Source organism: Mycoplana sp. BE70 (assembly GCF_031455855.1).
Classification (GTDB): domain Bacteria; phylum Pseudomonadota; class Alphaproteobacteria; order Rhizobiales; family Rhizobiaceae; genus Mycoplana.
Genome location: NZ_JAVDTM010000005.1, coordinates 190157 through 216863, shown reverse-complemented (window position 1 = coordinate 216863; position 26707 = coordinate 190157). Strand labels below are relative to the sequence as shown.

The window sequence follows — 26707 nt, the reverse complement described above, 5'->3', positions numbered from 1 at the left end:
TCCCATCTTAGCCGGCATGAGCAAAGGGTCTTGTGAGATTGGCGTCGAGGATGAGCGGGGCGGCAGCGCGAATGCGGGCCGCTACATAATCGTCCAGTTCAGCGCCCTGCAGCGGCTTTCCGAACAGGTAGCCTTGGCCATAGTCGCACCCATGGGCGCGCAGATAGGCGCGTTGGCGCTCGTTCTCCACGCCTTCTCCCACCACCCGCAAGCCGAGGCTATGGGCAAGGCCTATGATCGCCCTCGAGATTGCGGCACTGTCCGGGCTGGTTTCGATGTCGCCGACGAAAGATCGGTCAATTTTCAGTCGGTGCACCGGAAAGCGTTTCAGGTGGATGAGCGAGGCATAGCCGGTGCCGAAATCGTCAAGCGCGATGCTGACGCCGAGCCGGACGAGTTGGTCGAGAGCCGGGGCGATCGTGTCGACGCCCCGATCAAGCAGGATATTTTCGGTGATCTCCAGTTCGAGGCTGGAAGGCGCGATCTGGAACCGGTCCAGCATCGCTGCAACCTGCCCGACGAAGCCGTCGAGCTTTAGTTGTGCGGCTGCTACGTTGATCCCGATCGTGCCGAAGTCGAAACCCGCTTTCTGCATGGCTCTTACCGAGGCGAGCGCGGTTTCCAGCACGAAGGTGCCGAGCGGGACGATCGCGCCGGTCTCCTCCGCCACGGGGATGAATTCTTCCGGAGAAACCGGTCGGCCGTTGAAACTCCACCGTGCCAACGCCTCGAAGCCGACATGCCGTCCATCGGTGAGTGAGACCTGCGGCTGCAACGCGATGGCCAGACGCCCGGTCGAAAGATCGCCCTGCAGCGCTGCGGCGAGCCGTTCGCGCCGCTCCAGTGCCGAGCGCATGGCTGTGTCGAAGATGCGCCAACCGCCGCGATTGTTGCCCTTCGCTTCGTAGAGCGCGATATCGGCGTTCTTCATCAGGTCGTTGGGCGTGATGGCCTGATCGGGAAACAGGCTAACTCCGAGGCTGCAATTGGGCACGACCCGATGCGAGCCGATGGCGAAGGGCTGCGCGACCTCCTTGCGCACCCGGCCCAATAGCCGCTCGAGCGACGCGCGGCCGGCGATCTTCGGCAGGATGATGGCGAATTCGTCGCCGCCGAGGCGCACGACGATGTCGTTTGCGCGCAGCGCCGCAACGAAGCGGTCGGCCAGTTCCCGGAGAAGGGCATCGCCGGCATCATGACCGAGCGTGTCGTTGATCGACTTGAAATTGTCCAGGTCGGCGACGACCAGCGCGCCCATGTAGCCGCCGCGCTGGGCGCGGGCGCAGGCCCGCTGCAAGCCACCCGTGAGCACCGAGCGATTGTAGAGCCCGGTGAGCGGATCGCGCTCGGCCTGCTGCTTGATGGTGAGTTCCGCCCGCTTGAGATCGGTGATGTCGGTGCGCACTCCCACCGTGTTGCCGGAGTTCGAACGCCGCTCGCGCACCTGCAGCCAGCGATCGTCGCGCAGGTGCTGGACGATTGGGCCGGTTGGCTTGCGAAATGCGGCGAGGCGGTCGGCAAGCCAACCGGCGGCGCCTTCCTCGGAGTCGTCCGAAAGTGCGAACTGCCCGCGCTCAAGGGCGAGCTTCATCAGGTCCTCGAACCGCGCGCCCGTGTCGATATCCTGCGCGATGGTGTCATGCAGTTCTCGGTAGGCCCTATTCCAGAGGATCAGGCGCTCCTCGCTGTCAAAGGCGGCGACGCCGTCGGGAATGGTTTCGATGATGTCGCGGAGCAGGGTTTCGACGCGTTCGCGGCGTTTGTTCTCCGCGCTCAGGCGTACTTCGGCCCGCTTGCGTTCGGTGATGTCGTAGCGGATGGAGACATAGCCGCCGGTGCGGCCGGCGTCGTCGAGGTAGGGCACGATAGTGGTGTCGACCCAGTAGAGCGTGCCATCCTTTGCGCGGTTCTGGATCTCGCCGCGCCAGCTCCTGCCGCCAGCGATGTCACGCCACATGGCGGTAAAAAAATCCTTCGGGTGGTGGCCGGAATTGACGATGTTGTGGTGGCTGCCGATCAATTCGTCGCGCCCGTAGCGGCTGATGCGGCAGAAGGGTTCGTTGACATGGGTGATCCTGCCCTGGCGGTCGGTGATCGCCACGATCGCATGCTGGTCGAGCGCTGTCTTGTAGGCTTCGAGCACACCGGTCAGCGCCTGGATCGGCCGCGTGACCCGGGTAACGACGATGAAGAAGGCGAAGGCTCCAAGCGCCACGGTGATCGCCAGCGCGGTGGAGCTTACGACGAAACTACTGAGGCCGCTGGCCTCCACTTCCCTGGCGTAGTTGCCGGTCGTCTCGCCGATGACGTGCGACAGAGCGAGCAGGCTGTCGATGGCACGCGTCGCCGCCGTCACCCATTCATCGCCCCGGAGCGCATAGGGGCGGCCCTCGGCGCTCGCTTTGTAAACGCTCCGGCGCAGTGCGCCGAAGGTGCCGAAGAACTCTGCTTTGGCGGTTTCGATGGCCGTAACCACTGCCGGATCGGCGAAGGAACGGCCGGCATAGGCCTCGATCGTAGCCCAGGACTGTTCGAGCCGGCCGCGATATTCGGCGAGCGTGGCGAGGTTTTGGTCGTTGAGCCGCTCCTGGCGGGCGATCATGGCGCCGATCATCGCCCGCTCACGGCCGGCATATTCGCTGACCACCCACATCGCCTGCCTCAGATCGAGCATGACCTGGGTGCGGGCGAGCCCAGTGGCCGGCACTTCCTGTGCGGCGATGCGCAGGTCCTGTGATGACATGATGAGTGCGGTGACTGCGGGCACCCAACGGCCAACCAGAACGCTATCGCGGGCCGACGCGGGAAGCGGCAGCTGCCGATCGATGGCGCGCCGAAGCGCGACCAGCGCGTCCCGGTTCTGGAGCACGGTGGCGAGCAACACGTCTTTCCTGGCAAAATCGGGGCCGTCGCGCAGGCGTGCGAGTGCCGAAGCGAGGGCCACTTCGCCGCGGCGACGGACGACGGTGATCCGCATGAGCGTACCGGTGTCGGCAGGAGATGCGCCGGCCAGCGCGGTATTGGTCACGCCGCGTTCCGTCGCGAGCGACCCGGCGCTGGTCAGGAAGAGAGCACCAATCTCAGCATTGTGCTGCATGGCACGCGCGCTGCGCATCGTATCCCACGCCGAGAGCAAGTTGGCCGAAGTGGCAAACAGCAGACCGACCACAAAGACCGCCATGATCGACAGAAGCAAGGTGCGGATCGCCAAAGAGGTTCGGCGGTCCTGCGCCGGCTCGGCGTCGTCTGCCTTGTAGATCGTGGATACACCGAGGGTATTCATTCGACTTCCTTCAGTGGCGGGATCGCGGTGTGCCGTTCGGCGGGAGTGCGTCACTCAGGCTCCTGCGGGGTGCACTCTCCCTTGGAGCCGAAAGGGCAAAACAACGGCGGACTTCATTCTCGCTCGTTGTTCGCGCAAGCTACAGGACCGTCGCAGCAGCGGTTCGTGGGCGGGTCGTCATATATCGACTCCCGACCCCTTCCTCGATCCCACGCCGGACTGTCCGGGTCTAATCGTGATCTTCTATGTACGGCACCGTATATATGCACCGTTAATCAGCAATTAACGCGAACAACCTCAAAGGAGTATGTGTAACGCCGGTATTGCTCGCCCGAGACATCAGTATTGTCGGCATGAAGGGCTAAATTAGAGCCGAGTTCTGACGGGGAGATGCCAGGCATCACTCGCGGCCCCAAAGCAGCCCCTCAAATCCCATCAGTGATGTGACGCCATGGACCGCATGAGCATGCTCCAGCAACGATGCTGGATGGACATCTTGGTCAAGCAAAAGAATGCGCGAATTGCGCGAGAGCGGGGCGATCGAAGTGCCCTCGCCTTCGGCCAGCTATCACTTCCGGATGAACCTTCAGGATGACCGTGCAGTCCGGGGCCGCATCGAGCATGCAATGAAACTGTGCGGCGTCAGCGAGGCCTTAACGAATCGAGGCATCGCCAAACGCCATGGTGTCCAGAACGATCACCGCAATTATCTGCTCTTCCGTAAATCTCTACATCTCATTCGTCCGTCCTCAATGGGCCGGACTCTACTTCATTCTGGTTGCAGGTCAGCAGCCTTCAATTGCCCACCGCCGGAAAGATGAAACATTCCCATGGGCACACTCGTTGTCGTTGGCTCGACATGTTCACGGAGTGATGTGATTCGTTGGGTAAAAGCATTAAAACAGGCGCTTGAGCTTCCGTTTTGCGTAAGACCTTAAACGGGACAACTTGGATGTTCCCAACCGTGAAATGCGTCTTTCGATTCGATCCAATCTTCCATCGAGGCTTGCATTCATTGCAATGAGTTTCTTGAGGCGGCTATCACGCTTGCGATTGCTTGCAGTTAGTCTTTCTGCTTTTCGCTCGCTCTGCGTGACCTGCTTTTCCAACTTGCGGAGTGTCAAAAGAGTCTCACGGCGGAATTTCCCCAAACGTTCAATGATTACGTCCGGAGCACAGGTCTCCGCTGCCTTTGGGAACCTCTCGGTAGACAGACGACGGTCAAACTCTTCCGCTTTGCCAGGAAAATCATAAATGCAAGGCAGATTGTTCTTTTTGATAAACTTGACGTAGTTCTCAAAAAGTGCCGAATGACCATTCAGCATTCTTGAAAAATCCGCTGACTCAGCCAACTCTCTTGCGTCAAGATTTTCATCTATTTCGTCCATTCTTCGATATGGAATATGGAACAACTCGGCAAGCTCACGTGTACGAGAATCGGGTGCTAAGATAAATGCAGGGGTTCCACCCAGTATCGATGCGATATTTCCATGTAATCTTGTGCCGAAGGAAAATTGGAATTTGCTCAGATAGTCAAACCAAGTCGATGGATCAACGAAAAATTTTGCTCGCTTATTCGCGGTAAGTTCGTAAATGCTTTCCGGAGAAATCCCATCAAACTCCGAACCTTTTCCGCCTCCCCACAGCATCGTTGTCAAAGAGCGCGATTCTTGGCAGATTACAACTGAGTTACGGTACTTCTGGATATGATTGTCCGCTAGGTGCAGCATCAAATCCAGCCCATTGCGGAAGCATCCCTTCTTAAAAGCAGATGTCACGTTAATGGAGATAGGTGAATCCAAAGAAATTGTGCCAGGGTCTCGAATTGCAAGATTTTCTCCGTACATAAACATCGATGGACAACCAATGATGTCGATGGACGATTCAGGGAACCCCAGTTTCTTCAGGTACGCCGCTGAACATTCCCCTCGAACGCCGATTGAAGCGGAACGATCCAATACAGCGGAGACAAAGCGCCGCGATATATCATCAATCGGTTTTAGGTTGTCGAGGTTGTAGTCTAAGTCAGTTTGAACTCCTACGCCGGCTACGATTACAGGAATCTTCAGTCGGCGAACTAGTTCATAATAGTTCTCAAGTGCCGGGGCCCATGCGACGCGGAAGCTATTTGCCATCGGTAACACAACGGCATCGTAGTTTTCATTGATAAAGTCTGCTCGCTTCGGGTTCGCTCCATAGCCGTGCCTACCGATTTCAACATCATCGATGGAAAGGGTCTTAAACACGGATTGTGCAAACAACATGTTCCCAGAATTGGTGCCTGCGACGTCCCTCTCGTCAGATTCCAGTATGTTTACGACTTCAAAAGGAGCTTTCCCAATTCTTAGAAGAATTCTTTTAGGCACAGACGGTTTTCCCATTTTTCGAGGACCGAACTCCCGGTCCAAATTCAATTACACGTTTAGCTCTCGCAGTCAGTTGATCTGGGCGAGTAGGCGGTAAACCCAAGATTGCATATGATTCGAGCGCAGGTAGTATCGGCCGTTGCAGCGCTTCACGATCTCTTTCATCATGTGCCGCAAGTTGGGCGTCGTTGTAAAGAATTTGATCTAGGCCTTTTTATAGAATTTTTGCGTAGTGACCGCGGACGACTCTGCGAACGCAGTTACGGGCTGGCCGTTGCGATCGAGAACCTCCGGCAGCGCAAGCAAAACGTCGCCTGCCCGGGGGCCCTCATGACCTGGGATCAGTCCTTGCTCTCTACCCGGCGATAGGCAATGCGGGCCGTTATGGCCGTCACTGTGATCAGGGTCAGGATGACCGAGATCGCCGCAATCGCCGGGTCGATGTTGTCGCGCAGTCCCATCCACATCAGGCGCGGCAGCGTGATGGCATTGACGCTGGTGATGAACAGCGTGACGCCGATCTCCTCCCAGGACAGCACGAAGGACAGGAGCCATGCGGTTGCTATTCCGAACTTGATGTTGGGGATGATGATCTTCGTCGCCCGCTCCCATGTGGACGCGCCGAGACCGCGCGCGGCAAGGTCGATGCGCCGGTCGACCTGGCTTAGCGACACCAGGATCAGCACCACGGCGAAGGGCACGGTTACCACGACGTGCGCAAGCACCACGCCCAGCCAACTGTCATAGCCGATGGCGCTGCCGATACCCGACATCGACGTTAGCAGGAAATAGAGCGTGATCGCCGAAACCACCGGCGGCACGATCATCGGCAGAAGCACGAAGCCGACCAGCAGCGCGGCGAAGCGCGGTCGGAACATCCAGATGCCGAGACTGAAGGTCAGGGCGAACAGCGTCGCCAGCGTGCTGGAAACGATGCCGACGCGCAGGCTGAGCAGGATGCTGTCCAGCCAGCGCGGGTCTTCGATCAGGGTGCGGTAGTGCCGAAGCGACAACCCGCCCGTCGGCATGGACAGCATGCGCGACGGCGTCAGCGACACCGGCACCACCGCCAGCAGCGGCATCAGCAAGAAGACCGCCACCAGAATGGCAACGAACAACGCAACGTGACCCGGGCGATAACCGCTCATGTCAGCCTGCCATCTCTGAGGGCCGCAGGTAGCGGAACAGCGCCGCCGTCAACAGGCCGACGATCACGACCAGGGTAATGCTGATGGCAGCACCCAGACCCCAGTCCGGACTCTGGAAAATACGCAGGTAGACGAGTTCCGCCACCATGACGCTGCGGCCGCCGCCGAGGATCGCCGGCGTGACGAAGAAGCCCAGCGCGAAGACGAAGACGATCAGCGCCGAACCGATGATGCCGGACATGGTCATGGGGACGAACACCGACCAGAAGATGCGCGTGCGGCTGGCACCCATGCCACGCGCGGCCAGCAGTACCCGCTCGTCCAGAGCCCGCATGGCCGATGCGATGGGGAATACCGCAAATGGAATCAGGAAATGCATCATGCCGACGACGACGCCGAATTCATTGCGCACGAGCGCGAGCGGTTCGCTGAGAAAACCGATGGAGCGGAGCCAAGTATTGATCAGCCCCTGGTTGGAGAGGAGAGCCACCCAGCCGAACGCGCGCGTCAGCACCGAAATCCAGAAGGGCACCAGGATGCAGTACTCGGCCGCCAGCCGCTGGCCCGGCGTGCCGCGTACCCAGATGTAGGCAATGGCATAGGCGGCGGCCACCGCTGCGATCGTCACAAACGCGCAAATGCGAAAGGTGCGCACGAACACCGATTGCACCAGAGGATCGGTGAGCAGCGCCTGATACTGCCCGAGCCCCGGCTCGGGCAGGGTGAAGCTCCATTTCAGGACGCCGACAAACGGGATGCCGTAGGCGAGCCCGAGGAGAAGAAGCAGCGGCGCCAGAAAGAGCGCCGCGCCGATCGGGTTGGAGCGACCAAGCATCTGCCGGCTCAGGCGGAGATGATCTTGGTGAATTCGTCGAGCGCCGGGCCGTAGTGCTCGGCGTACCATTCCATGTTGAGCGCGATCTGCTTGCTCATATTGGCGGGGTCGACCGGGTTGAAGCGCTTCTTGTCTTCGGGGACCAGAGCATCGGTCGCCGGGTTGGCGGGGCCTTGCCCGAGGATATCGAACATGACGAGCTGCTTCTGCGGATCCTGCGCGCTGGCGATGAACTTCATCGCCGCGTCGCGGCCGCCGGGGTTGCCCTTGATGACGGCCATCGCGCCGGGCGACAGCAGGCCCTGGTCCCAGATGAACTTGATGCGGCCGCCCGAATCCTGCTCGATCAGCGAGGCGCGGGTCGACCAGACGAGCGCCATCGAGGCTTCACCATCCAGCAGCAGCGACTGGCTTTCCGAACCGCCACCCCAGTAAGCGACGACGTTCTCCTTGAAAGCCGCGATCTTGTCATGCGCGCGCTTGAGATCGAGCGGATAGAGCTCTTCCGGCGCCACGCCGTCGCCGAGAAGGGCGGCCTCCCACATGCCGCTGCCCCATTTGTAGAGCGAGCGCTTGCCCGGGAACGTCTTCACGTCGAAGAAGTCGGCCATGCTCTTCGGCGCCTGGTCGCCGTACTTCTCCGAATCATAGGCGATCACGTAGGAGAAGAAGTAGCTCGACGCGGCGTAGTCCCAGCCGAAGCCCGGGCGCATCTTGTTCTTGTCGACGACCGCGTAGTCGATCTCTTCCACCATGCCTTGCTTGCCGAGCGTGAGCGCCGAGAACGGATCGGCATCGACAATATCCCAGCTCGGCGCACCGCTCTTGAACTGGGCGGTGATGGCGCCTTCGGTCGGACCGGAACCGTCCTGCTTCACCACGATGCCGGTTTCCTGCTGGAACGGCTGGCCATAGGCCTTGTCGTAGGCGGTCACGGCGTCGCCGCCCCAGTTCACGAACACCAGTTGCTTGTCTTCCGCCGAGGCACCCGTGGCCCGGAGCGCCAACGGCGCGCCGGCAAACAGCATCGCGGCGAGCTGGGCAAAGCGCCTGCGGGTGATCTGGCCGCGCTTCACCTTCTCTGCGAGGATTTCGAGGCAGTCTTTCTGAAAAGCTTCATTCATGGTCATTCCCCCCTTTGTTGTCTTCGATAATCTGCTGGGACGCGACTTGCGGCTTGATGCTTGTCCGCCCCTTAACCCGCCGGCAACAGGAAGCCCGCCTCAGCCGGCCATGTCAGCCAGACGCTCTTGCCTCCCTCAAGGGCGCGCTGCGCGGTTTCCGTCGGCACGCAAACACTCAGCTTGCAGCCACTGCGGGTCGCCAATTCCAGACGCGTCGCCGCGCCGAGATAGGTGGAGGACGTCACGGCGACGGCGACCCCGTTTTCCTGCGGTGCCGGCTCGTGTGCGATCGACATGTGTTCGGGACGTACGGCCAGGATGGCATTGCCATCAACCGCGCTTTGGGCAAACCGCAATGCGATCTCACGGTCCTCGTGCAGCCCTCTGGCGCCCTCGCCGTCAGCGCGGATTTCGCGTAGCGGCAGCATGTTGATCTCGCCGAGAAACTCGGCAACGAAGCGGTTGCCCGGGCGCTCGTAGACATCCTGCGGCGTTCCCACTTGAAGGAGTTCGCCATGGTTGAAGATGGCCACGCGCGACGAGAGGGCCAGCGCTTCGCTCTGATCGTGGGTGACGAAGACGAATGTCGTACCGGTTTCCTCGTGCAGGCGCTTCATCTCGGTCTGCATCTGGCCGCGCAGGCTCTTGTCGAGTGCGGAAAAGGGCTCATCGAGCAACAGCACGCCCGGCTCGAAAGCGAGCGCACGTGCCAGCGCGACGCGCTGCTGCTGGCCACCGGATAATTTGGAGGGCAGCTTGTGTTCATGGCCCTGCAAGCCCACGCGCTCGACCATTTCGGCGACGCGGCGCTTGATCTCTTGTTCGGATTTGCGCCGCACCCGCAGCGGAAAGGCGATATTGGCGGCCACACTCATATGCGGGAACAGCGCATAGCCCTGAAAGACCATGCCCGATGAGCGTCGTTCAGCCGGCTGGTCGGTGATGTCGACGCCGTCGTTGAACAGCCGTCCCCGGCTGGCACGTTCGAACCCGGCCAGGATCATCAGGAATGTCGTCTTGCCGGAGCCGGAAGGACCAAGCAGGGTCAAGAACTCGCCCCGGCCGATATCCAGCGAAATGTCCTTCAGCGCGTGGAAAGCACCGAAGCTTTTTCCAATACCGACAGCCTTGAGTTCTGCTGCCTGTCCGGCTTGCTGCATAGGCTTCCCCTCACCTTTTTCAGAAGCCTAAGCCACGCAATCAGCTCACGGCAACCGAATTATTTTCGCCTTATTGGGAAATTCTATTCACCTATATAGCTCCCCGAGCGGCCTTGGGCATCAGCCGCCTCATCCGCGAGGCTGGTCCGTAGCCAGTCACGGAAGGCCGGGAGGACCGGATGATCCGACTTGGCCAGGTCCACGACCAGGTAATAGGATCGTGATGCACGGATCGCCATATCGAAGGGGCGCACCAGCCGACCCTCGCTCAACGCCTTCTGCCCGGTGAGCTCGTCGCCCATCGCGATTCCCTGTCCCGCGATGGCCGCCGAAAAAACCAGGTTCATGTCGGAAAAGATTATGCCGCTCGCCGGATCCGCGTTTTCCACCTTGGTGAGCGACAGCCAGCGCGCCCAATCCTCGAAATCGTTGAGGTGAAGCAGATTTGTGCGCAACACATCGGCCGGCTTGGACATGCCGCCGATCCTGTTGAGCAGGCTCGGACTGCAGAGCGGCGTGAAGCGCACATCGCAAAGAAGTTCGACGCTGCGGTTCGGCCAGTTGCCGTCGCCAAAGGCGATAAACGCATCGACGTCGGGGATGCTCACGTCGTCCAGACGGCGCGGCGTCAGGATGGACAGTGAAACGTCAGGGTACATTTCCTGGAATGCAGCGATATGGGTGCAGAGCCAGAGCGAAGCGAACCCCGGTGTACAGCAGATCCGGAAGGATCCCCCGATGCCGCCGTCCCGGTATTGCGCGCCGGCATCGCCCAGCATCGTCAGCGCCTTGTGCACGTCATGGGCATAGCGCCGGCCGCGCGCGGTGAGCGCCACGCCCTTGCCGACACGCTCCAGCAGATCAAAGCCCAGGTCGCGCTCCAGGAGCCTCAACTGGTGGCTGACGGCACTGCGCGTCAGATGCAACTCCTCCGCCGCTCGCCATACGCTGCCGTGCCGGGCAAAGCTTTCGAGCGCGCGCAGCGCCTGTGTCGATGGTATCCGCAAGGACTCCCCCGTCTGGTGAACGAAATTTGCGCGAAACGATAAAACATATCACTTTTTGCGCAAGCAATTCACTGCTTTGCTCTGCATCCAGGCACAACATCGAAAAATTGGCAGGGACATGAGCAAGAGCTTCGCAGAGGACACCGCCACACGCTGGGTCGATGAGAACACGGCCGAGCTATCCAAGTGGACCAGCGAGATCTGGCACAAGGCCGAGACCGCCTGGCGCGAATACGAGTCGGCTGCCTGGTACGTGGAACGCCTGCGCGCCGAGGGCTTCGAGGTAGAGGAAGGTTCGGGCGGCATGCCGACGGCTTTCGCCGCCTCCTGGACGAATGGCGACGGTGGTCCGGTCATCGCATCCTATGCCGAATACGACGCCGTTCCCGGCAACTGCCAGGCGGCCAGCACCGTCAAGGCGCCGCGAGAGGGCTTGAACGAGCATGCCGGCGGCCACACCGATCCGCATTCAGCGCTCGGCATGAGCGCCTTTGGCGGTCTGCTCGCCACCAAGGCGGCCATGCAGGCGCACGGCATTCCGGGCACGCTGAAGTTTTTCGGCGAGCCGGCCGAGAAGGTGCGCGGCTCCAAGCCGATCCATGCCGCCAAGGGCTATTATGACGGCCTCGACGCGATGATCAGCTTCCATCCCTGCTACATGCTGCCGCTGTGCAACACGGTGAACTGGGACACGCATTGCGGCGCAGCCTATGCGATGGTCTACCGCTTCGTTTGCGACGAACCGGAAACATGGCTGAAGCGTGCCGACGGCCTGCCCATTCCGCAGGCGCACAGCGCCGTGCGCGCGCCGGGCGCCAACGACGCGCTGTTCTACATGTACAACGCCTCCAAGGCGCTGCGCGATTCCATGCTGCCGCACATGGGCGGCTGGTCGATCAGCGAGGCGATCCTGACGGCCGGGCAGGCGACGGCGGACAACCTGCCGGCGCGGCTTTCCGAGATCCAGTACATCATCCGCGTGGCGACGGTAGAAATGGCCGAGCAGGCGACGCTGATCCTCGACCGCAACGCCGAGGCCGCCGCCAAGCTTGCGCACTGCCGCGTCGAAAAGATTTGGGTGTCGAAGTCGCGCCCCGGCCTTGCCAACCACGTCATGGCCGAGCTGGTCTATGGCAAGCTTGCCGCCGTCGGTGCCCCGACATGGGGGGAGCGTGCCAAGGAAATCGCCCGTGAGATCCAGTCCAATCTCGGGCTGGAGCCAATGACCGAGCCCTTCCTGCCCGATTGCGAGACGCTGGTGACCCCGCAGGAGGCCGAGCGCATCCTGCGCCAGGACCTGCCGCCCTCGCAGATCAACTATACCTCGGACGACTACACCGACATGTGCTGGCACGCGCCCACCGCGCGCCTCTACATCGCCCGCCCGATGCTCACCGGTCCGGCCGGCTTTGCCTATCCGGACTGGGTGATGAACGCACTGGGCGGCATCCCCGAAACCATCGACCCGATGGTGGTCTGCGCGTCGAAGACCATCGCCCACTCGATACTCGAGCTGATGCAGAACGCCGAGCTGCGTACCGCGGCCCGCAAGGAGTTCGAGGAGCGCACCGGCGGCGGCGTCGGCGGCACCAAGTGGATTCCGCCGCTGGCCGACTACGAGGCGCCGATCGGCTTGCGCTGGCCCGAATATGTCACCACCGTGCGCGGCCGTGAATGGTGGATCCCGAGCGCCGGCTATTGAGGCCGGCACTCACGCTTTTCTTCTGACAGGTAACCGATCATGCGCGTTCTCTACGATCACCGCCCGAGCCACTCGGCCCGCAGCGCTTATGCGGACCTCGTGCTCGTCAACGGCCGCGTCTACACCGGCGATCCGGGCTTGCCCTGGTGCCAGGCGCTGGCGGTGGCGCGCGGGCGCATCGTCGCCCGCGGCGAGCGTGCGGATGTCGAGCATCTGATCGGTGCGCAGACCAAAGTGATGGATCTCGGCGGGCGCTTCGCCATGCCGGGCCTCTACGACATGCATACCCATCCCGACCTCGCGCTGGCGCCGCGCTATGCCGAGGATCTCGACATTGGCATTGTCGACCCGACGCCTGACCAGGTGCGCGATGCCATCCTGGCCTATGCGGCCAAGCACCCGGATCGCGACTGGATCTACGGCCAGTACTTCGTCCGCTACACCTTTCGGCAGGCCGGGCTCGTTCCCGGCAAGGACTGGCTGGACACGGTGATGCCCGACCGTCCGGTGGCGCTGCTCGACCGCATGTGGGGCACCATGATGGTCAATTCCGAGGCGCTGCGCCGTGCCGGCATCGCCGCCGACACGCCCGACCCGGCCAATGGCTATCTCGAGCGCGATCCGGTCAGCGGCGAGCCGACGGGCCTTCTGATCGACGGCGCCTACGCACTGATCCATGCGGCCATGCCGCCGACGCCGGTGCCGGTGCTTCGCGCCGCCTATCGCGACGGCGTGCGCTATCAATCCGCGCGCGGCGTGGTCTCGACGAAATATGTTCACGTCTGCGAAAACCGGCTCAATGCCTTGCAGTCGCTCGACCAGGCCGGCGAACTCACCCTGCGTGTCGAGGCCGCCATCAGCTGGCAGGACGATATCTTCCCGGTGCGCCGGCGCTGGGAACTGCTCGCCGGCGAGCGCCACTACTACCGCTCGGCCCGGCTCAACGCCAATGCGGTCAAATTCCACTTCGACGGCACGGTCGAGCCGCGCTCGTCCTATCTCATCACACCGTGGGATGGTGGCAATGCCGGCTGGAGCGGCAAGCTCAACCTCACGCCCGAGCATCTTGCCGACATGATCTGGGACATGGACCGGCAGGGCATCCGCGTCATCGCCCATTGCACTGGCGACGCTGCCTCCGACACCTTCCTCGACGCAGTTGAAGAAGTGCGCCGGCGGCCGGGCGGGCTGAATGTGCGTCATCAGTGCGCGCACTCGACCATCCTGCACGGCGGCAACCTGAAGCGCTTCCGCGATCTCAACGTCACGGCCGAATTCTCGCCGGTGTCGTGGTATCCGTCGAAGTTTGTCTCGGGCGCCCGCTCCGGCTACGGTCCGGAGCGCCTGTCGCGTGCCTACAACATCAAGGGCGTGCTGGAGGCCGGCGGCGTCGCCGTCATCGGGACCGACTGGCCGGTCAGCCCGCTCGATCCGTGGATCGCGCTCGAAACCATGGTCACCCGTGCCAATCCGTGGGGCGAAGGGGAAGGCCGCTTCGGCGAGCCGATCTCACTGAAGCAAGCCATCGACGTGATGACCAAGAACGGCGCCTGGTCGATGGGCATCGAGCACGAAGCGGGTTCGCTCGAAGTCGGCAAGTCGGCCGACATCATCGTGCTCGACCGCAACCTGTTCGAGGTCGAGCCGCAGGGCAACATCCACTCCACCAAGGTGGACCTCACCTTCCTGCAGGGCCAGCTGGTGCACGACCGGTTGAACGAGAACTCCTATGCCGTATGGCAGGGCGAGGCGCCGCAGCTATGGTGACCAAGGGCGCGCCCATACCGGTCACCGTCATCGGCGGCTTTCTGGGCGCGGGCAAGACGACACTCGTCAACCACATCCTGAACGGCGACCATGGGCTGAAGGTCGCGGTGCTGGTCAACGACTTTGGCGCGATCAACATCGACGCCGCGCTGATCACCTCGACCGAGGGCGGCCTTTACAGCCTGTCCAACGGCTGCGTCTGCTGTGGCCTCAATCAGGGCTTTGTCGAGCAACTCGAGGGGCTTCTGGCCACCCGCACCGACATCGACCACATCGTGATCGAGGCGAGTGGCGTGGCCGATCCCTCCCGCATCATGGACACGGTGCGCTATGCGCGCTTTGCCGCGCGCCTGCGCGCGGACGCCATCGTCGTGGTGGTGGACGCAGCCGGCTTCGACGATGCGATTGCAGCTGCGCCCGGCCTCGCCGAAGCGCAGATCGGTTCGGCCGACCTTCTGGTTCTCAACAAGACCGATCTGGTCGACCGCGAAAAACTCGACGTCTGGCACGCACGCTGGACCTTTCCGGACACCCGCATCGTCGAAACCACCAGTTCGCGCGTGCCCTTCGACATCCTCTTTGCCGGCCAGGTTTTGCCGTCCGGCATCGCCTCGACATTCAGCGCTGAACCCGTTCATGAACCGGCGGTGAGTGCGACCTGGCGACGTGAGGGCGCCGTTGATCTGAAGTGCCTACAGAAGGTTCTGACCGGCCTGCCGACAGCGGTCTACCGCGCCAAGGGTTTCCTGCGCACGATCGGTGGCCGGCGTTTCGCCGTGCACTTGGTCGGCACGCGCCTTTCCTTCGAGCCGATGGCAAACGCGCCGGAAGGCCTCGACGCGGACAATATCCTCGTGCTCATCGGCTTCGGTGAGCGTTCCGCGTTTGAGACCATTATGGCGCATCTCGACGGCTGCGCCGAACCGATCCCGCCCACCGCGACGGGCGCTGGCTGAGAGGGGTCGGAACTATCTGCTCGAATTGCGCCAGCGCTGTTTGGCGTTCCCGCGTCAGTCCGGCCTGCCTTCGGGGTCAATGGAACAATATTGATGCCGCACTAGCTGGCGTGCACTCTTAAGGAAGGGCGCGGCGCACTGGCGCCGCGCCTTTCCGTTACTTAGCCGCCGTAGCCGACGACGCTCTTGATCTCGAGGAAATCGTGGATGCCGAAATCAGCGTATTCGCGGCCGTTGCCCGACTGCTTGTAGCCGCCGAAAGACGCCATGGTGTCCCATGCCGGATAGTTCAGGTAAACGGAGCCGGCGCGCATGCGTGCCGCGACCCGGCGGGCCCGGTCGATGTCCTGCGACTGGACATAGGCGGCCAGCCCGTAGACGGTGTCGTTGGCGATGCGGATCGCATCCTCCTCATCCTCATAGGAAATGATGGAAAGGACCGGCCCGAAGATTTCCTCCCGCGCGATCGTCATGTCGGGGGTCACGTTCCCGAACACGGTCGGCCGGATATAGTAGCCACGATTCAGGCCGTCGGGTCGTCCGGGGCCGCCGGTGACGAGCGTCGCGCCTTCGCTGATGCCCACTTCGATCAGGCGCTGGATCTTGTCGAACTGCAACTGGCTGACGACGGGGCCGAGGTTCGTCTCCTCGGAGTTCGGGTCGCCCGTGCGAAACGCCTCGGCGACAGCCTTGGCGATGGCAAGCGCCTCGTCGTGACGATCCTTCGGAACCAGCATGCGCGTCGGCGCGTCACAGGACTGCCCGGTGTTACTGAAGCAGCCACGAACGCCCTTCGTTACTGCGGTCTCGAAATCGGCGTCGGGGAGGATGATGTTCGCCGACTTGCCGCCGAGCTCCTGCGCCACCCGCTTGACCGTGTCGGCCGCCGCCTTGGCAACGATGACCCCGGCTCTCGTCGATCCGGTGAAGGAGACCATGTCGACATCGGGATGGGAGGCCATGACCTGTCCAACGTCCGGGCCGGTGCCGTTGACGAGATTGAACACGCCCTTCGGCACGCCCGCCGCATGCATCACCTCCGCAAAGACGATGCCCGAGATCGGCGCGATCTCCGACGGCTTGAGCACGACAGTGCACCCGGCCGCGATCGCCGGCGCGACCTTGCAGACGATCTGGTTGAGCGGCCAGTTCCATGGCGTGATCAGGGCGCAGACGCCGATCGGCTCCTTGACGACCATCGTCGTGCCGCGCGTCTCGCTGAACGAATAGGTCTCGAACGCCTTGATCGTGGATTCGAGATGGCCCCGTCCTGCCCATGCCTGTGCATCGCGGGCGAAGGAAAGCGGAGCGCCCATTTCCGCGGAGACGGCCTGCGCAATGTCTTCGAAGCGGTCGAGATAGACCTCGAGGACGCGCTTGAGCAGGGCGAGCCGTTCGGCGGGGCTCGTGCGCGAGAACGTCTCGTACGCGGCCTTTGCCGCAGCGACTGCCTTGTCCACGTCGGCCGCAGAACCGACGGAGATTCGGGTGAAGGGTTCCTCTGTCGCCGGATTGATGACGTCGAGGGTCTGCGGCTTCGCGGGGGAAACCCACTCACCATTGATGTAGAAATTCTCGTGATTGCTCATCAGAGCTGTCCTTTCTCTGTCTGTGAAGATTGCGACCGGTAGCCGGACGTCACGCGAGCACGATGCCACCCTCGACGATCGGCCCTGTCTTCTCGAAGCGGTCGAGTGCGAACGGCTTCATCCGGTGGTCGATCCGGCCCTTTGCGATCGCTTCCGCCAAGAGCTTTCCGGCGGCCGGAGCACCTGCGAACCCATAGGACCATCCGGCCGAGAACCAGAAGTCCTTCAGGTCCGGATGTTCGCCCAGCAGCGGGGCGTAGTCGGAAGACGCATGAAGCTGGCCGGCCCAGTGGCGCAGGATGCGGACCTCGCCGAGTTGCGGGAACATGTCGAGGTAAACCTTAGCCATGTTCGCCATCACCGGAACATCGACCTTCAGCGACATGCGCGGTCTTTCCGGCACCTCGGTTCCGCCGACAACCTCACCGCGCGAGGTCTGGTGGAAATAGGCGAGGCTGTCGATCAGGGCGATGGCCGGCTTGATGAGCGGCCGGGTGGGCTCGAGCGCCATGGCTTCGATACGCATGCCGAAGCCATTCAGCGGCACGCCGGCCATCGCGGCGATATCCGGATTGTTCGGTCCGGCGCAGGAGACGACGCAATCCGCCTCGATGCGGTGGTCGCCGACCAGCACGGCGCTAACCCGCGAGGCCGTCCGCTCCAGCCCGGTGATCGCGGTCCGATAGCGAACATCGACACCGTTGCGCTGGCAGAACGCCAGAAGGCCCTTCATCACCGCGTGATGCGGGGCAACGCCGCCGTCCGGCTGGTGTTGCACGGCCCTGACGCGCGACTTGTTGATCGCCGGCAGAAGTTCGTCGATCTCCCGACGCGACAACATCCAGCTGTTGACGCCGAGGCTCTTCTGGACTTTCAGGCCCTCGAGAAGCATGGCCTCGCTCTTTTCCGCCTCCGACACCACGGAGTATCCGCGCCGCGTGAACATGACGTTCTCGCCGAGACGCTTCGACCAGGTCTGCCATTCGTTGACGGTCAGGACGAAGAGCTCCGTCCAGGCCACGGATGCGAAGCCGGGCCGGATCAGCGTGCCATTGCGACCGGATGCGCCGCCCTGCCAGTAGCCAGCATCGAGAACGACGATGTCGCGCTGGCCCTGCTCCACCAGATTGAACGCGACGGAGAGGCCCTGCACGCCGCCGCCGATGATGACGACGGAGGCCCGTTTGGGAAGAGGTTTGCTCATCGGTCAGGCTCCACGAGTCCGGCAAGTCCGGCCGCCTGCGCGACCGTTATCGAACGTCGCGGTGGCCGATGGGTGGGGCGGGCGAACGCTTCCGGCTCGACGCCTATGCGCGCCGCCAGCATCGCCAGCATATGCTCCCAGCACGGAAAACCCTGGCACGTGCCCATGCCGCAGGACGTCAGTCGCTTGAGGACTTCCGGATCCGTCTCGCCGTCATCGATGTGGCAGTAGAGTTCGCCGGCCGTCACGTCCATGCACGGGCAGATCAGGGTGTCGGGGTGAAGATGTCTCCGGGCGGAAATGCGTTCGTCGCCCAACGCCACTGCACCGACGACGGACATCGTTTCCGGCAAGGGATGCGCCTGCACCTGGAACATCCCCTCGCCCGAGGCCTGGAAGCCAAGGCTCGGGTCGATCCGCCACGGCCCGGCATGAACCACGGCATCGCATCGAATTCCGGTGGCGGCGCGGATCGCCGCGACACGGGCCCGGCCCGTTATTTCGATGAGTTCCTCGACCGGCCCGCGGTGAACCACTTCCACGCCGAGAGAGCCGAGCCTTTCCGCGATGGCGTCTTCGGCTCCTGTCCCCACCACCGCGACGCGGCGTCCCGGCAGGACGCGGTGGACGGCCGCAAGCTGAAGTGCGGAATGAGCATCCAATACGCCCGGCAGCTGATTGCCCTTGACCAGCGGCGGTATGGACCGACGTCCGGTGGCCAGCACGACGGCACGGGGATCAAACGCGACAGCGCCCCGGGTGTTGTCATGCGGCGCGCCGACCAGGAGCGTGCCCTCGCGGTAGACCCCGAAAAGCTCCATGCCGGTGAACAGTCGGACCTGCGGGCTGAGCGGCTCGACCACGGCTCCCAGGGAATCTGCGAAACGGGCGACACGATCACCTCTCGTGACAAGCGCGACCGTCTCGCCCAACTGGACCCGCCGGTTGGCTTCGGCGATTCCGGCGGGACCGCCTCCCACGACGAGGCAATCCACTGAAACGCGCTCGCCGGGGACGGACTGAGGCTGAGCGGCGATGTCGGCCGGACGGGCCACGCCCGCGAGATTCGCCATTGCGCGTTCGGCCAGGCGATAGCCGAGCCCCGCCTTCGGCATCCAGTCGCCATGTTCGAAGCCACCGTAGACGGCCTTCGACGGCAGGAGTTGGGCAAACTTGAGCAGATCGAAGCGCGGCGATGGCCAGGTATTCTGCATCTCGACGGAAAGGCCTTCTCGCACGTGGACCTGATCGAGCCGGACATTCGGACGCCCGTTCACGCGGGCAAGGACGCCGGTCGGATACGAGCCGCTGTAGCCAAGCGGACGGTGCAGCTTGCGCGAGCGGGCGAGCGTGGTGATGCCGGCGCGCCACAGGGCGGCGGCGACGCTATCGCCTTGCCGCGCCTTGATGCTGGAGCCGTTCCAGAGGAACGATACCTCCGGCTGTTGGTTGTCATGGCTCATGTTCGTCCCCTCCCCGCCTGCTCACCCGCCGATGACCACGAGGTCGTCCGCGCTCCAGGCCAGGCCAATCCTGTCACCGGCGTGCATCGACGCGATGGAAGCCACATCCCGGCTACGAAGATTGATCTTGCCGCCATCACCCATCCGGACGACAAGCCTGTATTCGACGCCAAGGTAGATCTTGTCCTCGATCACTCCCTCACCGGCGTTTTCCGTGGCAGAACCCGCCGCGACGGCATGGATGCGCTCGGGGCGCAGCACCACGCAGGCCTTCTGGCCGGCTTTCAGAGCCTCGGACCGGGGATCGCCCTTGGGAAGGCTGGCCTTCCAGCCCTCGCCTTCCACGACAACCCCGTCCGCTGTCGATCGGGCGTTGCCACGCATTAGGTTGGCCTCCCCGATGAAGTCGGCGACGAATTCGGACCGTGGCTGCAGATAAAGCTCGTGCGGCGTGCCGATCTGCTCGAGCCGACCGTCCTTGAAGATGGCGATGCGATCGCTCATGACCAGCGCCTCCTCCTGGTCGTGCGTGACCGAAACCACGGTCGCGCCGACCTGCCGGGTGATGTGCATGATCTCGATCTGCATCTGCCCGCGCAGCTTCTTGTCGAGGGCGGCCATCGGTTCGTCGAGAAGGACGATGTCCGGCTTGAAGACGAGCGCGCGGGCAAGCGCGACGCGCTGCTGCTGGCCGCCGGACATCTCCTTGGGGTAGCGCTTCGCGCAATGCGCCAGGCCGACGATCTCGAGCATCTCCATGCTGCGCTTTTCGCGCTCGGCCCGCTTGATGCCGCGCGTCTCCAACGGATAGCCGATGTTCTCCAGGACAGTCATGTGCGGGAAGAGAGCGTAGTCCTGGAACATCATGCCGATGTTGCGCTTCTGCGGCGGAACCGCGGTCATGTCGCGGCCGTCGATGAGCAGCCGGCCGGATGTCGGCTGGATGAAGCCGGCGATTGCCCGCAGTGACGTCGTCTTGCCAGACCCGGACGGGCCGAGCATGGTCAGGAACTCCCCTTTCCGAAGTTCGAACGACACGTTGTCGAGCGCACGGACGGCCCCGTAATGCTTCGAAACCCCCTCGAGCTTCATTGCCGTTCCCGCGGTGTTCTGATGAGCGGCATTCATCATCTGGATTCCCTGAATTTGTACGAGAGGAGAACGCCAAGCGCCGACAGCACGATGAGGATCGCTGCGACGGCGGCCGTGGCCGGGTCGAGATTGGTCCGCACCTGGTTCCAGATCATGATCGGAACCGTGCGGGTCTGGGCATCGGCGAGAAACAGCGCGATCACCACCTCATCCCAGGACGTGATGAAGGCGAACACCGCGCCCGACAGCACGCCGGGCATGATCAGCGGCAACGTGACTCGGCGGAAGGTGAACCAGTGGCCCGCCCCCAGGCCGAGGCTGGCAGGCGCCAGCGAGGGGTTCACCATTCGCGAACTTGCCAGCACCGAGACGACGACGAAGGGTATCGCAAGCACCGTGTGGGCGAGGACAAGCCCGAGCCGGGTCGCGACCAGCCCCCATCCGGAGAAGACCATGTACATTCCCACCGCGAGCACGATCACGGGCGTGACCATCGGGCTGAGAAGCAGCCCCATGACGATGGTCTTTCCGGGGAAACGATGGGTGTGCAATGCGAGCGCGGCTGCGGTGCCGATGACGGTGGCGAGAACCGATGCGGCGAAGGCAATGACCAGACTGTTTAGGAGTGCTCCCTGCCAGTCCGACGCGCCGATGACCTTTCCATACCACTCGAGGGTGAAGCCGACCGGAGGAAACTCCAGCGTGGTCGTCGTCGTGAACGACATCGGAACGATGATCAGCGTCGGCAGCAGCAGGAACAGCGCCGTAAGCGTGACAACGAGCCAGAAGAGGATGCGTCTCAGCTTGTCCATGTCAGGCTTCCTCCTTCCGGCGGCCACGCAGCTGCAGGGCGGCCCGCACGGCCCCGAACAGCCCGAAGGCAACGGCGGTCAGCACCATGAGGACGACGGCGAGCGCGGCTCCGAGACCGAAGTTCAGTTGCTCGTTGAACTGACCAGCAATCATCTGGGCGATCATCATGTCCCGCGGGCTGCCAAGCAGAGCTGGGGTTATGTAGAAGCCGAGCGCCAGGGTGAAGGCGAGGATTGCGGAGGCCATGACACCCGGTAGAGACAGCGGGAAATAGATGCGCGCAAACCCTCTGAGCCAGCTTGCACCGCAGATGGACGAGGCCTCCATGAGACGGAGATCGATCTTCTTCATGACCGTGTAAAGCGGGAGGACTGCATAGGGCAAAAGGATATGGACCATGCCGATGATCACCCCCATCGGGGTCCGGATAAGGCGAAGCGGTCTGTCGATCAATCCGGTAGCGATCAGGAAGTCGTTGACCAAACCGCTGTTCTGAAGCAGCACGATCCACGAGAAACTCCGCAGCAGAAGGCTCACCCAGAACGGAATGAGCAAGGCGATCGTGAGGACGAGCAGCATCGCCCGACCCCCATGCGCCATGGCGTAGGCGTAAGGATAGGCGATTGCGACCGTGACGACGGTTACGATGAGCGACACCCTGAACGTTTCGCCGATGACCCGCAGGAAGACCGGAGTCGTGAAGATCTGGTGGTAGTACTCCATGCTGCCATCGGGCAGCGAGATCGCCACCAGCTTCAGCAACGGAAACACGAAGAAAAGGGCGAGGAACAGGACAGACGGGACGATCAGCCAGAACGCCGGCGGTAACCGGAAGCCCCGCGATGATCCCGCCTTCACGGGCACGCTGCGATCGTTTGTTGTTGCGGTCATCGTAATTCCGAAGGAAAAGTTGGGATGGAGCCCGCCTGGCGATGCAGGCGGGCCTCTTTTCGTAATGGCTTACTGGAGGAGCCACTCCTGGAAGCGGAGATCAACCTTCGCACCGTTTGCCGCCCACCACTCAGCGTCCATGAGCACGCGCGTGTCGAGGTGGTCGGTCGGAAGGTTGCCCTTGAACTTGCCGTCGACCGAATCGAGGGCATTCTTGTTCGACGGACCGTAGGGCATGTACTTCGTGAATTCGATCTGCTGGGTGGGCTCGGTGAAGAAGTTGATCGCCTGCATCGCGGCTTCCTTGTTCTTCGTCCCCTTCGGGACCACCCAGTACCCGGTCTGCGACGTCCAGTTCGTCCAGTCGATCTTTACGCCTTTTTCGCCGACGCTGAGCGCGCGTGAGACCCAGACGAGCGCCATGTTCGCCTCGCCGCTCGCCAGCAACTGCTCGGACTGCGAACCGCTTTCCCACCACACTAGGTCATCCTTGATCGTGTCGAGCTTCTTGAGCGCCCGCTCCACGTCGATCGGGTAGAGGTCTTCCGGCTTCACGCCGTCGGCGATAAGGGCGGCCTCGAAAATGCCCGAGGCCGAGTACTTCCAGACGGCGCGCAGCCCCGGAAACTTTTCGGTGTCGAAGAAGTCCGCAAACCCGTTCGGCGCCGCTCCGCCAAATTCCTCGGCGTTGTAGGCCAGAACCGTAGCCTCGATGTCCGAAGCGATGCGATATGTGCCAGCCGCCCCTTCGATGAACTTCGACTTGTCGATGATCGAGTAGTCGATGGGTTCGAGCCACTGCGCGTCGGTGTCGAGGCCGAAGCTGTCGTCGGTCAGCATCAGGTCGAGCGTGACGTTGCCCGTTTCGACCATGGCCTTGAGCTTGGCGTTGCTCGACGCGCTGTCCTCGACGATCTTGATGCCCGGATTCTGCGCCATGAAAGGCTGGAAGTACGACTTCGACTGTGCCTCCTGGTAGCCGCCGCCGTAGCTGGAGATCGTCAGGGTCGTGTCAGCGGCACTGGCCGCCGTGCCAGCAACAAGCGCTGCCAGGGCTGTGATTGCAAAGGTCTTACGCATTTTGGTTCCCACCCTTGTACTTTCGAGTTGATTGGTTTGGTGTTGGTTTCAGGATTCGACTGCAGCTTGCAGCGCGATTTCGACGAGGATGTTCTCGGCGGCGAGATTGGCTTCTACCGTCGCCCTCGCAGGCAGCGCGTCCTCAGGGATCCAGTCTTCCCAGACCTGGTTCATGGCCGCGAAATCCGCGACGGCATGCTTCAGCCAGACCTGCGCGAAGAGGATCTTCGACTTGTCCGTGCCGGTCTTGGCGAGAAGTTCGTCGATCCGCGCCAGAACCTGGGCCGTCTGGCCGGCGACGTCCTGGCTGCGGTCCGCCGGCACCTGGCCGGTGACATAGGCGATCCCATTATGGACGAGCACGTGGCTGAGACGTTTTCCATTGGGTTCGAAACGTTGGATCGGCATGTTTCCTCCTGAGAATTGGCTATTGCTGTGGTTTGTTCTTCACCGCGCCTGGGGTTTCAGTCCCTTTGCCGCGCTCGATACCGCTCGGGCCGCATTGACGACCTGTGGAGCAAGCTCAGAAATCACGTCCTCTCGACGCCAGCGGCTGGAGGGCACGGAAATGTTGATCGACGCCAGGGGCTGCCCTTCGGCATTGACGACACATGCGCCGACGGCGATGTCTCCGACGTAGATTTCCTCGGTGATCAGGGCAAATCCGTCGGTCCGCGCGCGCCGCAGCAGTCCCAGCAGCTCTTCGGGAGCCGTTACCGTATGCGCTGTGTACGCCACCCGATTGGACCGCTCGATGTAAGACGTCGCGGCTTCGGTCGACAGGGCGGAAAGGTAGGCGCGCCCGGCCGCAGTGCAGTACATCGGCAGGCGCTGCCCGATCGGGACATGGATCGGCATTTCCTTGTGGCTCGTGAAGCGAGCCACATAGACCATGTCCGTGCCCCACGGCTCGAGCAGGTTGCAGCTCTCGCCCGTCTGGCGGTTCAGTTGCTGGACGAAGGGATTGGCCCTCTCGATCAACTCGGCCGTCTGGAGATACCCGGTGCCGATTTCCAGCGACTTGACCGTCAGCCGGTATCGTTTGGAGCCGCCCTCACGCGCCAGATAGCCCATCGCCTCGAGCGTGAACACCGAGCGCTGGATCGTGCTCTTGTTCAGGCCGGTGGCTTCAGCCAGTTCAAGCAGGTTCATGGCGGGTCGCGAAGGGCCGAATGCCGTCAATACGGACAGGCCCTTGGCAAGCGCGGTAACGTAGAGAGGCGACTCTTCGGCATCTGCCATCGCAGTTGACCCCATGAGTTTGGACGGAGTTGCGGTCATCGCACTTCCTCTTCTGCGAATACGCCGGGAGGACCGCCCACCGGCACTTTCGGCCAACCGCCAATGGCTGATCGGGTGTCCTTCGATAGCACTTGCGAAAGCTTCCGCATGAACGTCACCCTGCCCTGCGCGCTTCGCGGGCGTCCTTGGCGTGCAGCCAGCGATACGCCATCCACTGACCCAGCCGTATGAAGGAGGCGAACGGGTAGCGTTCGGGCTCACGGGTGAGAAATGTCGCGGACGTCTCGAACGGGCGGCCAGCGGCCAGCATCGCCAGTTTCGTGCCCAGGTGGATCGAGAACGAAACACCGCTGCCGGCGTATCCACCCGCCGTGAACACGTCATTCGCTCCCGGCACCCTGTAGCAGTACGGCAGGGAATTCCGGGAGACGGCGACCCAACCGCCCCACCAGTGCTCGACATCGATTCCGGCAAGGGCAGGAAACTTCCGCACCATCGCGTCGTAGAGGTACTGACGGTGACGCGGGGCGGCGGCATCGTTGCCGGAGATGGCGCTGCGTCCGCCGAACAGCATCCGGTTGTCCGGCAGCCGGCGATAGTAGAAGAGCAGTTCGCGGGTATCGAACATGCACTTTCCGGACGGAAGGCTCGCCTCCACCTGTGCGGCGCTCATCGGAGCCGTCACGATGATCTGCGAATGAACGGGCAGAACCCGCGCGGCAAGCGAAGGGTGCAATCGCGACGACGTGTAGCCGTTCGTCGCCACGATGACGCGCCTGGCGCGGATCGTGCCCGTGGGCGTTACGAGCCGATTTGCTCCGCCGTCACTGATCCAGCGCGTCACGGGTGAATTCGTATGGATCCGGGCACCATGGTCGCGAGCCATGCGGTGCAGACCGCGCGCCAGTTCCAATGGGTTCAGCGAGAACCCATCCGGCAGGTACAATGCCCCGTGGCTTTCGGAGCCTTCGTGGATGCCGCGCAGCCCGCTCGCGCCGATGTAACGGGCCGGATAGCCGAGAACCCCGTTGTACAGCGCCTCCTCTCGGCGAAGCGCGTCGGCATGGGTGCCGAAGGTGGCCACCTTGTAGACCCCATCGGGCTGCTTGTCGCAGGCAATGCCTCCGTCCGCGATCAGGGCGCGCACGGTATCCAGACCCTGCCTGAGCTCCTGAAAATACGCGCGGGCGACATCCGGCCCATAGGTCTTGACGAGCTGCGACCACGGAACGCGGCCGCCGGAGATCCGGGCAAAGCTCCCGTTCCGCCCGCTGCAACCCCAAGCGGACGACCGCGCCTCCAAGACAGTTGCCTTGATGCCGTGGTCACGGGCGAGTGCGAGCGCCGCCGAAAGACCTGTATAACCGCCGCCGATGATCGCGACATCGACCTCAGCATCTCCGGCCACCGGCCCGTCGTCGTCAGGCGCCGCCGCCCCACTTACCTTCAACCAATAGGAATCCGGATCCGGCTGGCTTTTGTCGGGAAAGGGGTGAACGAGAGGATCATACATCCGTGCCGCCTGTTATCGCTGTGCGATATCTAATAATCGATACATGAATAAGACAGGCCTTATTCCGATTTGTCAATATCGACACCTGTGCACATCCTTGGGAACTTGTGACCGGAGGGCATAAAGCCCACCGGCGTTCTCGCGATCTGCCGGTGGTCTGTGCTTGGAAGTTGCTATTGGCAAATCGCGTAAGCCGAGGGCACTGAGGAATCCCTGCGCAACGTCACAGGGGAGTAATTCCCGCAAGCTCCTCAAGCCGCCACGCCGACGATCCGATGTTAACGCGCAGCCAGATCGGAGCGGCCTAAAATCGCCTTTACGACATCGCCCCACAATCCCACGACGATCTGACCCGCGTTGGACCGCTGCGGGGCGATTGGCGCACCCGTCAGCAGCGTCTTGTCCTGCCATGCGGGGAAGATGCGCGGCGCGTGCAGTTTATGTCAAAACGGTAGACAAAACCGCACGGCCT

At 62.7% G+C, this 26707-nt stretch carries 21 protein-coding genes; 3 read left to right on the top strand and 18 right to left on the bottom strand.

The annotated features are described in order from the left end of the window. Positions 1–7 precede the first annotated feature (7 nt). The 8 genes from J2Y48_RS11335 to J2Y48_RS11305 form a co-directional block, all read right to left on the bottom strand. On the bottom strand, positions 8–3283 hold the full coding sequence (locus tag J2Y48_RS11335; protein ID WP_310417332.1) for an EAL domain-containing protein: 3276 nt from the start codon (positions 3281–3283) through the stop codon (positions 8–10). A gap of 400 nt (positions 3284–3683) precedes the next feature. Next, a complete protein-coding gene (locus tag J2Y48_RS25350) occupies positions 3684–3791 on the bottom strand; it encodes a hypothetical protein (RefSeq protein ID WP_405030206.1) in 108 nt (35 codons plus the stop codon). A gap of 388 nt (positions 3792–4179) precedes the next feature. Next, complete coding sequence (locus J2Y48_RS11330) at positions 4180–5649, bottom strand: polysaccharide pyruvyl transferase family protein (protein WP_310417329.1); 1470 nt, start codon at positions 5647–5649, stop codon at positions 4180–4182. Positions 5650–5990: 341 nt separating this feature from the next. After that, positions 5991–6797, bottom strand: a complete 807-nt coding sequence (locus tag J2Y48_RS11325; RefSeq protein WP_310417326.1) for an ABC transporter permease — start codon at positions 6795–6797, stop codon at positions 5991–5993. A gap of 1 nt (position 6798) precedes the next feature. Continuing rightward, positions 6799–7632 (bottom strand): ABC transporter permease, encoded by an 834-nt coding sequence (locus J2Y48_RS11320; protein WP_310417323.1) that lies wholly within the window; start codon positions 7630–7632, stop codon positions 6799–6801. A gap of 8 nt (positions 7633–7640) precedes the next feature. Continuing rightward, the gene (locus J2Y48_RS11315) at positions 7641–8756 is read right to left on the bottom strand and encodes an ABC transporter substrate-binding protein (RefSeq protein WP_310417320.1); all 1116 of its coding nucleotides are present in this window, start codon (positions 8754–8756) and stop codon (positions 7641–7643) included. 71 nt (positions 8757–8827) lie between these two features. Beyond that, positions 8828–9916 (bottom strand): ABC transporter ATP-binding protein, encoded by a 1089-nt coding sequence (locus tag J2Y48_RS11310; protein WP_310417317.1) that lies wholly within the window; start codon positions 9914–9916, stop codon positions 8828–8830. A gap of 83 nt (positions 9917–9999) precedes the next feature. Beyond that, positions 10000–10923 carry a LysR substrate-binding domain-containing protein gene (locus tag J2Y48_RS11305; protein WP_310417313.1) on the bottom strand — a complete coding sequence of 308 codons (924 nt, stop codon included), beginning with the start codon at positions 10921–10923 and terminating at the stop codon, positions 10000–10002. 118 nt (positions 10924–11041) lie between these two features. Between J2Y48_RS11305 and J2Y48_RS11300 the strand changes: the two genes are divergently transcribed. Genes J2Y48_RS11300 through J2Y48_RS11290 form a run of 3 tightly spaced genes read left to right on the top strand, consistent with a single transcriptional unit; the run spans position 11042 to position 15348 of the window. Next, a complete protein-coding gene (locus J2Y48_RS11300) occupies positions 11042–12625 on the top strand; it encodes an amidohydrolase (protein WP_310417308.1) in 1584 nt (527 codons plus the stop codon). A 39-nt stretch (positions 12626–12664) separates the two neighbouring features. Next, positions 12665–14392, top strand: a complete 1728-nt coding sequence (locus tag J2Y48_RS11295) for an amidohydrolase (protein WP_310417306.1) — start codon at positions 12665–12667, stop codon at positions 14390–14392. Then, entirely contained in the window at positions 14386–15348 is a 963-nt protein-coding gene (locus J2Y48_RS11290; RefSeq protein ID WP_310417303.1) for a GTP-binding protein, read from the top strand. Before J2Y48_RS11295 ends, J2Y48_RS11290 begins: the two co-directional genes overlap by 7 nt. A 161-nt stretch (positions 15349–15509) precedes the next feature. On the opposite strand, the gene J2Y48_RS11285 is transcribed toward J2Y48_RS11290, so the two are convergent. The 10 genes from J2Y48_RS11285 to J2Y48_RS11240 all read right to left on the bottom strand — a co-directional run bounded on the left by J2Y48_RS11285 (position 15510) and on the right by J2Y48_RS11240 (position 26235). Further along, on the bottom strand, positions 15510–16937 hold the full coding sequence (locus J2Y48_RS11285; protein WP_310417300.1) for an aldehyde dehydrogenase family protein: 1428 nt from the start codon (positions 16935–16937) through the stop codon (positions 15510–15512). A 49-nt stretch (positions 16938–16986) separates the two neighbouring features. Beyond that, positions 16987–18141 (bottom strand): FAD-binding oxidoreductase, encoded by a 1155-nt coding sequence (locus J2Y48_RS11280; RefSeq protein WP_310417297.1) that lies wholly within the window; start codon positions 18139–18141, stop codon positions 16987–16989. After that, positions 18138–19604, bottom strand: a complete 1467-nt coding sequence (locus tag J2Y48_RS11275) for a 2Fe-2S iron-sulfur cluster-binding protein (RefSeq protein WP_310417293.1) — start codon at positions 19602–19604, stop codon at positions 18138–18140. Before J2Y48_RS11275 ends, J2Y48_RS11280 begins: the two co-directional genes overlap by 4 nt. A gap of 21 nt (positions 19605–19625) precedes the next feature. Next, entirely contained in the window at positions 19626–20732 is a 1107-nt protein-coding gene (locus J2Y48_RS11270) for an ABC transporter ATP-binding protein (protein ID WP_310417290.1), read from the bottom strand. Next, positions 20732–21508: an ABC transporter permease gene (locus J2Y48_RS11265; RefSeq protein ID WP_310417287.1), complete on the bottom strand. Its 777-nt coding sequence runs from the start codon at positions 21506–21508 to the stop codon at positions 20732–20734. Before J2Y48_RS11265 ends, J2Y48_RS11270 begins: the two co-directional genes overlap by 1 nt. Position 21509: 1 nt before the next feature. After that, positions 21510–22400, bottom strand: coding sequence for an ABC transporter permease (locus J2Y48_RS11260; protein ID WP_310417284.1), 891 nt, complete (start codon positions 22398–22400; stop codon positions 21510–21512). 69 nt (positions 22401–22469) lie between these two features. Continuing rightward, a complete protein-coding gene (locus tag J2Y48_RS11255; RefSeq protein WP_310417282.1) occupies positions 22470–23480 on the bottom strand; it encodes an ABC transporter substrate-binding protein in 1011 nt (336 codons plus the stop codon). Positions 23481–23528: 48 nt separating this feature from the next. Further along, positions 23529–23888: a RidA family protein gene (locus tag J2Y48_RS11250; RefSeq protein ID WP_310417279.1), complete on the bottom strand. Its 360-nt coding sequence runs from the start codon at positions 23886–23888 to the stop codon at positions 23529–23531. 39 nt (positions 23889–23927) lie between these two features. After that, positions 23928–24761 (bottom strand): IclR family transcriptional regulator, encoded by an 834-nt coding sequence (locus J2Y48_RS11245; protein ID WP_310417277.1) that lies wholly within the window; start codon positions 24759–24761, stop codon positions 23928–23930. A 115-nt stretch (positions 24762–24876) separates the two neighbouring features. After that, on the bottom strand, positions 24877–26235 hold the full coding sequence (locus J2Y48_RS11240; protein ID WP_310417275.1) for an FAD-binding oxidoreductase: 1359 nt from the start codon (positions 26233–26235) through the stop codon (positions 24877–24879). Between the last annotated feature and the right edge of the window lie 472 nt (positions 26236–26707).

Excerpts from the sequence above, each read along its gene's own strand:
- J2Y48_RS11295 (WP_310417306.1), top strand. The coding sequence starts at position 12,665 with ATGCGCGTTCTCTACGATCACCGCCCGAGCCACTCGGCCCGCAGCGCT.
- J2Y48_RS11335 (WP_310417332.1), bottom strand. The coding sequence starts at position 3,283 with ATGAATACCCTCGGTGTATCCACGATCTACAAGGCAGACGACGCCGAG.
- J2Y48_RS11245 (WP_310417277.1), bottom strand. The coding sequence starts at position 24,761 with ATGACCGCAACTCCGTCCAAACTCATGGGGTCAACTGCGATGGCAGAT.
- J2Y48_RS11275 (WP_310417293.1), bottom strand. The coding sequence starts at position 19,604 with ATGAGCCATGACAACCAACAGCCGGAGGTATCGTTCCTCTGGAACGGC.
- J2Y48_RS11315 (WP_310417320.1), bottom strand. The coding sequence starts at position 8,756 with ATGAATGAAGCTTTTCAGAAAGACTGCCTCGAAATCCTCGCAGAGAAG.
- J2Y48_RS11310 (WP_310417317.1), bottom strand. The coding sequence starts at position 9,916 with ATGCAGCAAGCCGGACAGGCAGCAGAACTCAAGGCTGTCGGTATTGGA.
- J2Y48_RS11250 (WP_310417279.1), bottom strand. The coding sequence starts at position 23,888 with ATGCCGATCCAACGTTTCGAACCCAATGGAAAACGTCTCAGCCACGTG.
- J2Y48_RS11265 (WP_310417287.1), bottom strand. The coding sequence starts at position 21,508 with ATGGACAAGCTGAGACGCATCCTCTTCTGGCTCGTTGTCACGCTTACG.
- J2Y48_RS11255 (WP_310417282.1), bottom strand. The coding sequence starts at position 23,480 with ATGCGTAAGACCTTTGCAATCACAGCCCTGGCAGCGCTTGTTGCTGGC.
- J2Y48_RS11260 (WP_310417284.1), bottom strand. The coding sequence starts at position 22,400 with ATGACCGCAACAACAAACGATCGCAGCGTGCCCGTGAAGGCGGGATCA.
- J2Y48_RS11290 (WP_310417303.1), top strand. The coding sequence starts at position 14,386 with ATGGTGACCAAGGGCGCGCCCATACCGGTCACCGTCATCGGCGGCTTT.
- J2Y48_RS11325 (WP_310417326.1), bottom strand. The coding sequence starts at position 6,797 with ATGAGCGGTTATCGCCCGGGTCACGTTGCGTTGTTCGTTGCCATTCTG.
- J2Y48_RS11300 (WP_310417308.1), top strand. The coding sequence starts at position 11,042 with ATGAGCAAGAGCTTCGCAGAGGACACCGCCACACGCTGGGTCGATGAG.
- J2Y48_RS11270 (WP_310417290.1), bottom strand. The coding sequence starts at position 20,732 with ATGAATGCCGCTCATCAGAACACCGCGGGAACGGCAATGAAGCTCGAG.
- J2Y48_RS11280 (WP_310417297.1), bottom strand. The coding sequence starts at position 18,141 with ATGAGCAAACCTCTTCCCAAACGGGCCTCCGTCGTCATCATCGGCGGC.
- J2Y48_RS11285 (WP_310417300.1), bottom strand. The coding sequence starts at position 16,937 with ATGAGCAATCACGAGAATTTCTACATCAATGGTGAGTGGGTTTCCCCC.
- J2Y48_RS11240 (WP_310417275.1), bottom strand. The coding sequence starts at position 26,235 with ATGTATGATCCTCTCGTTCACCCCTTTCCCGACAAAAGCCAGCCGGAT.
- J2Y48_RS11320 (WP_310417323.1), bottom strand. The coding sequence starts at position 7,632 with ATGCTTGGTCGCTCCAACCCGATCGGCGCGGCGCTCTTTCTGGCGCCG.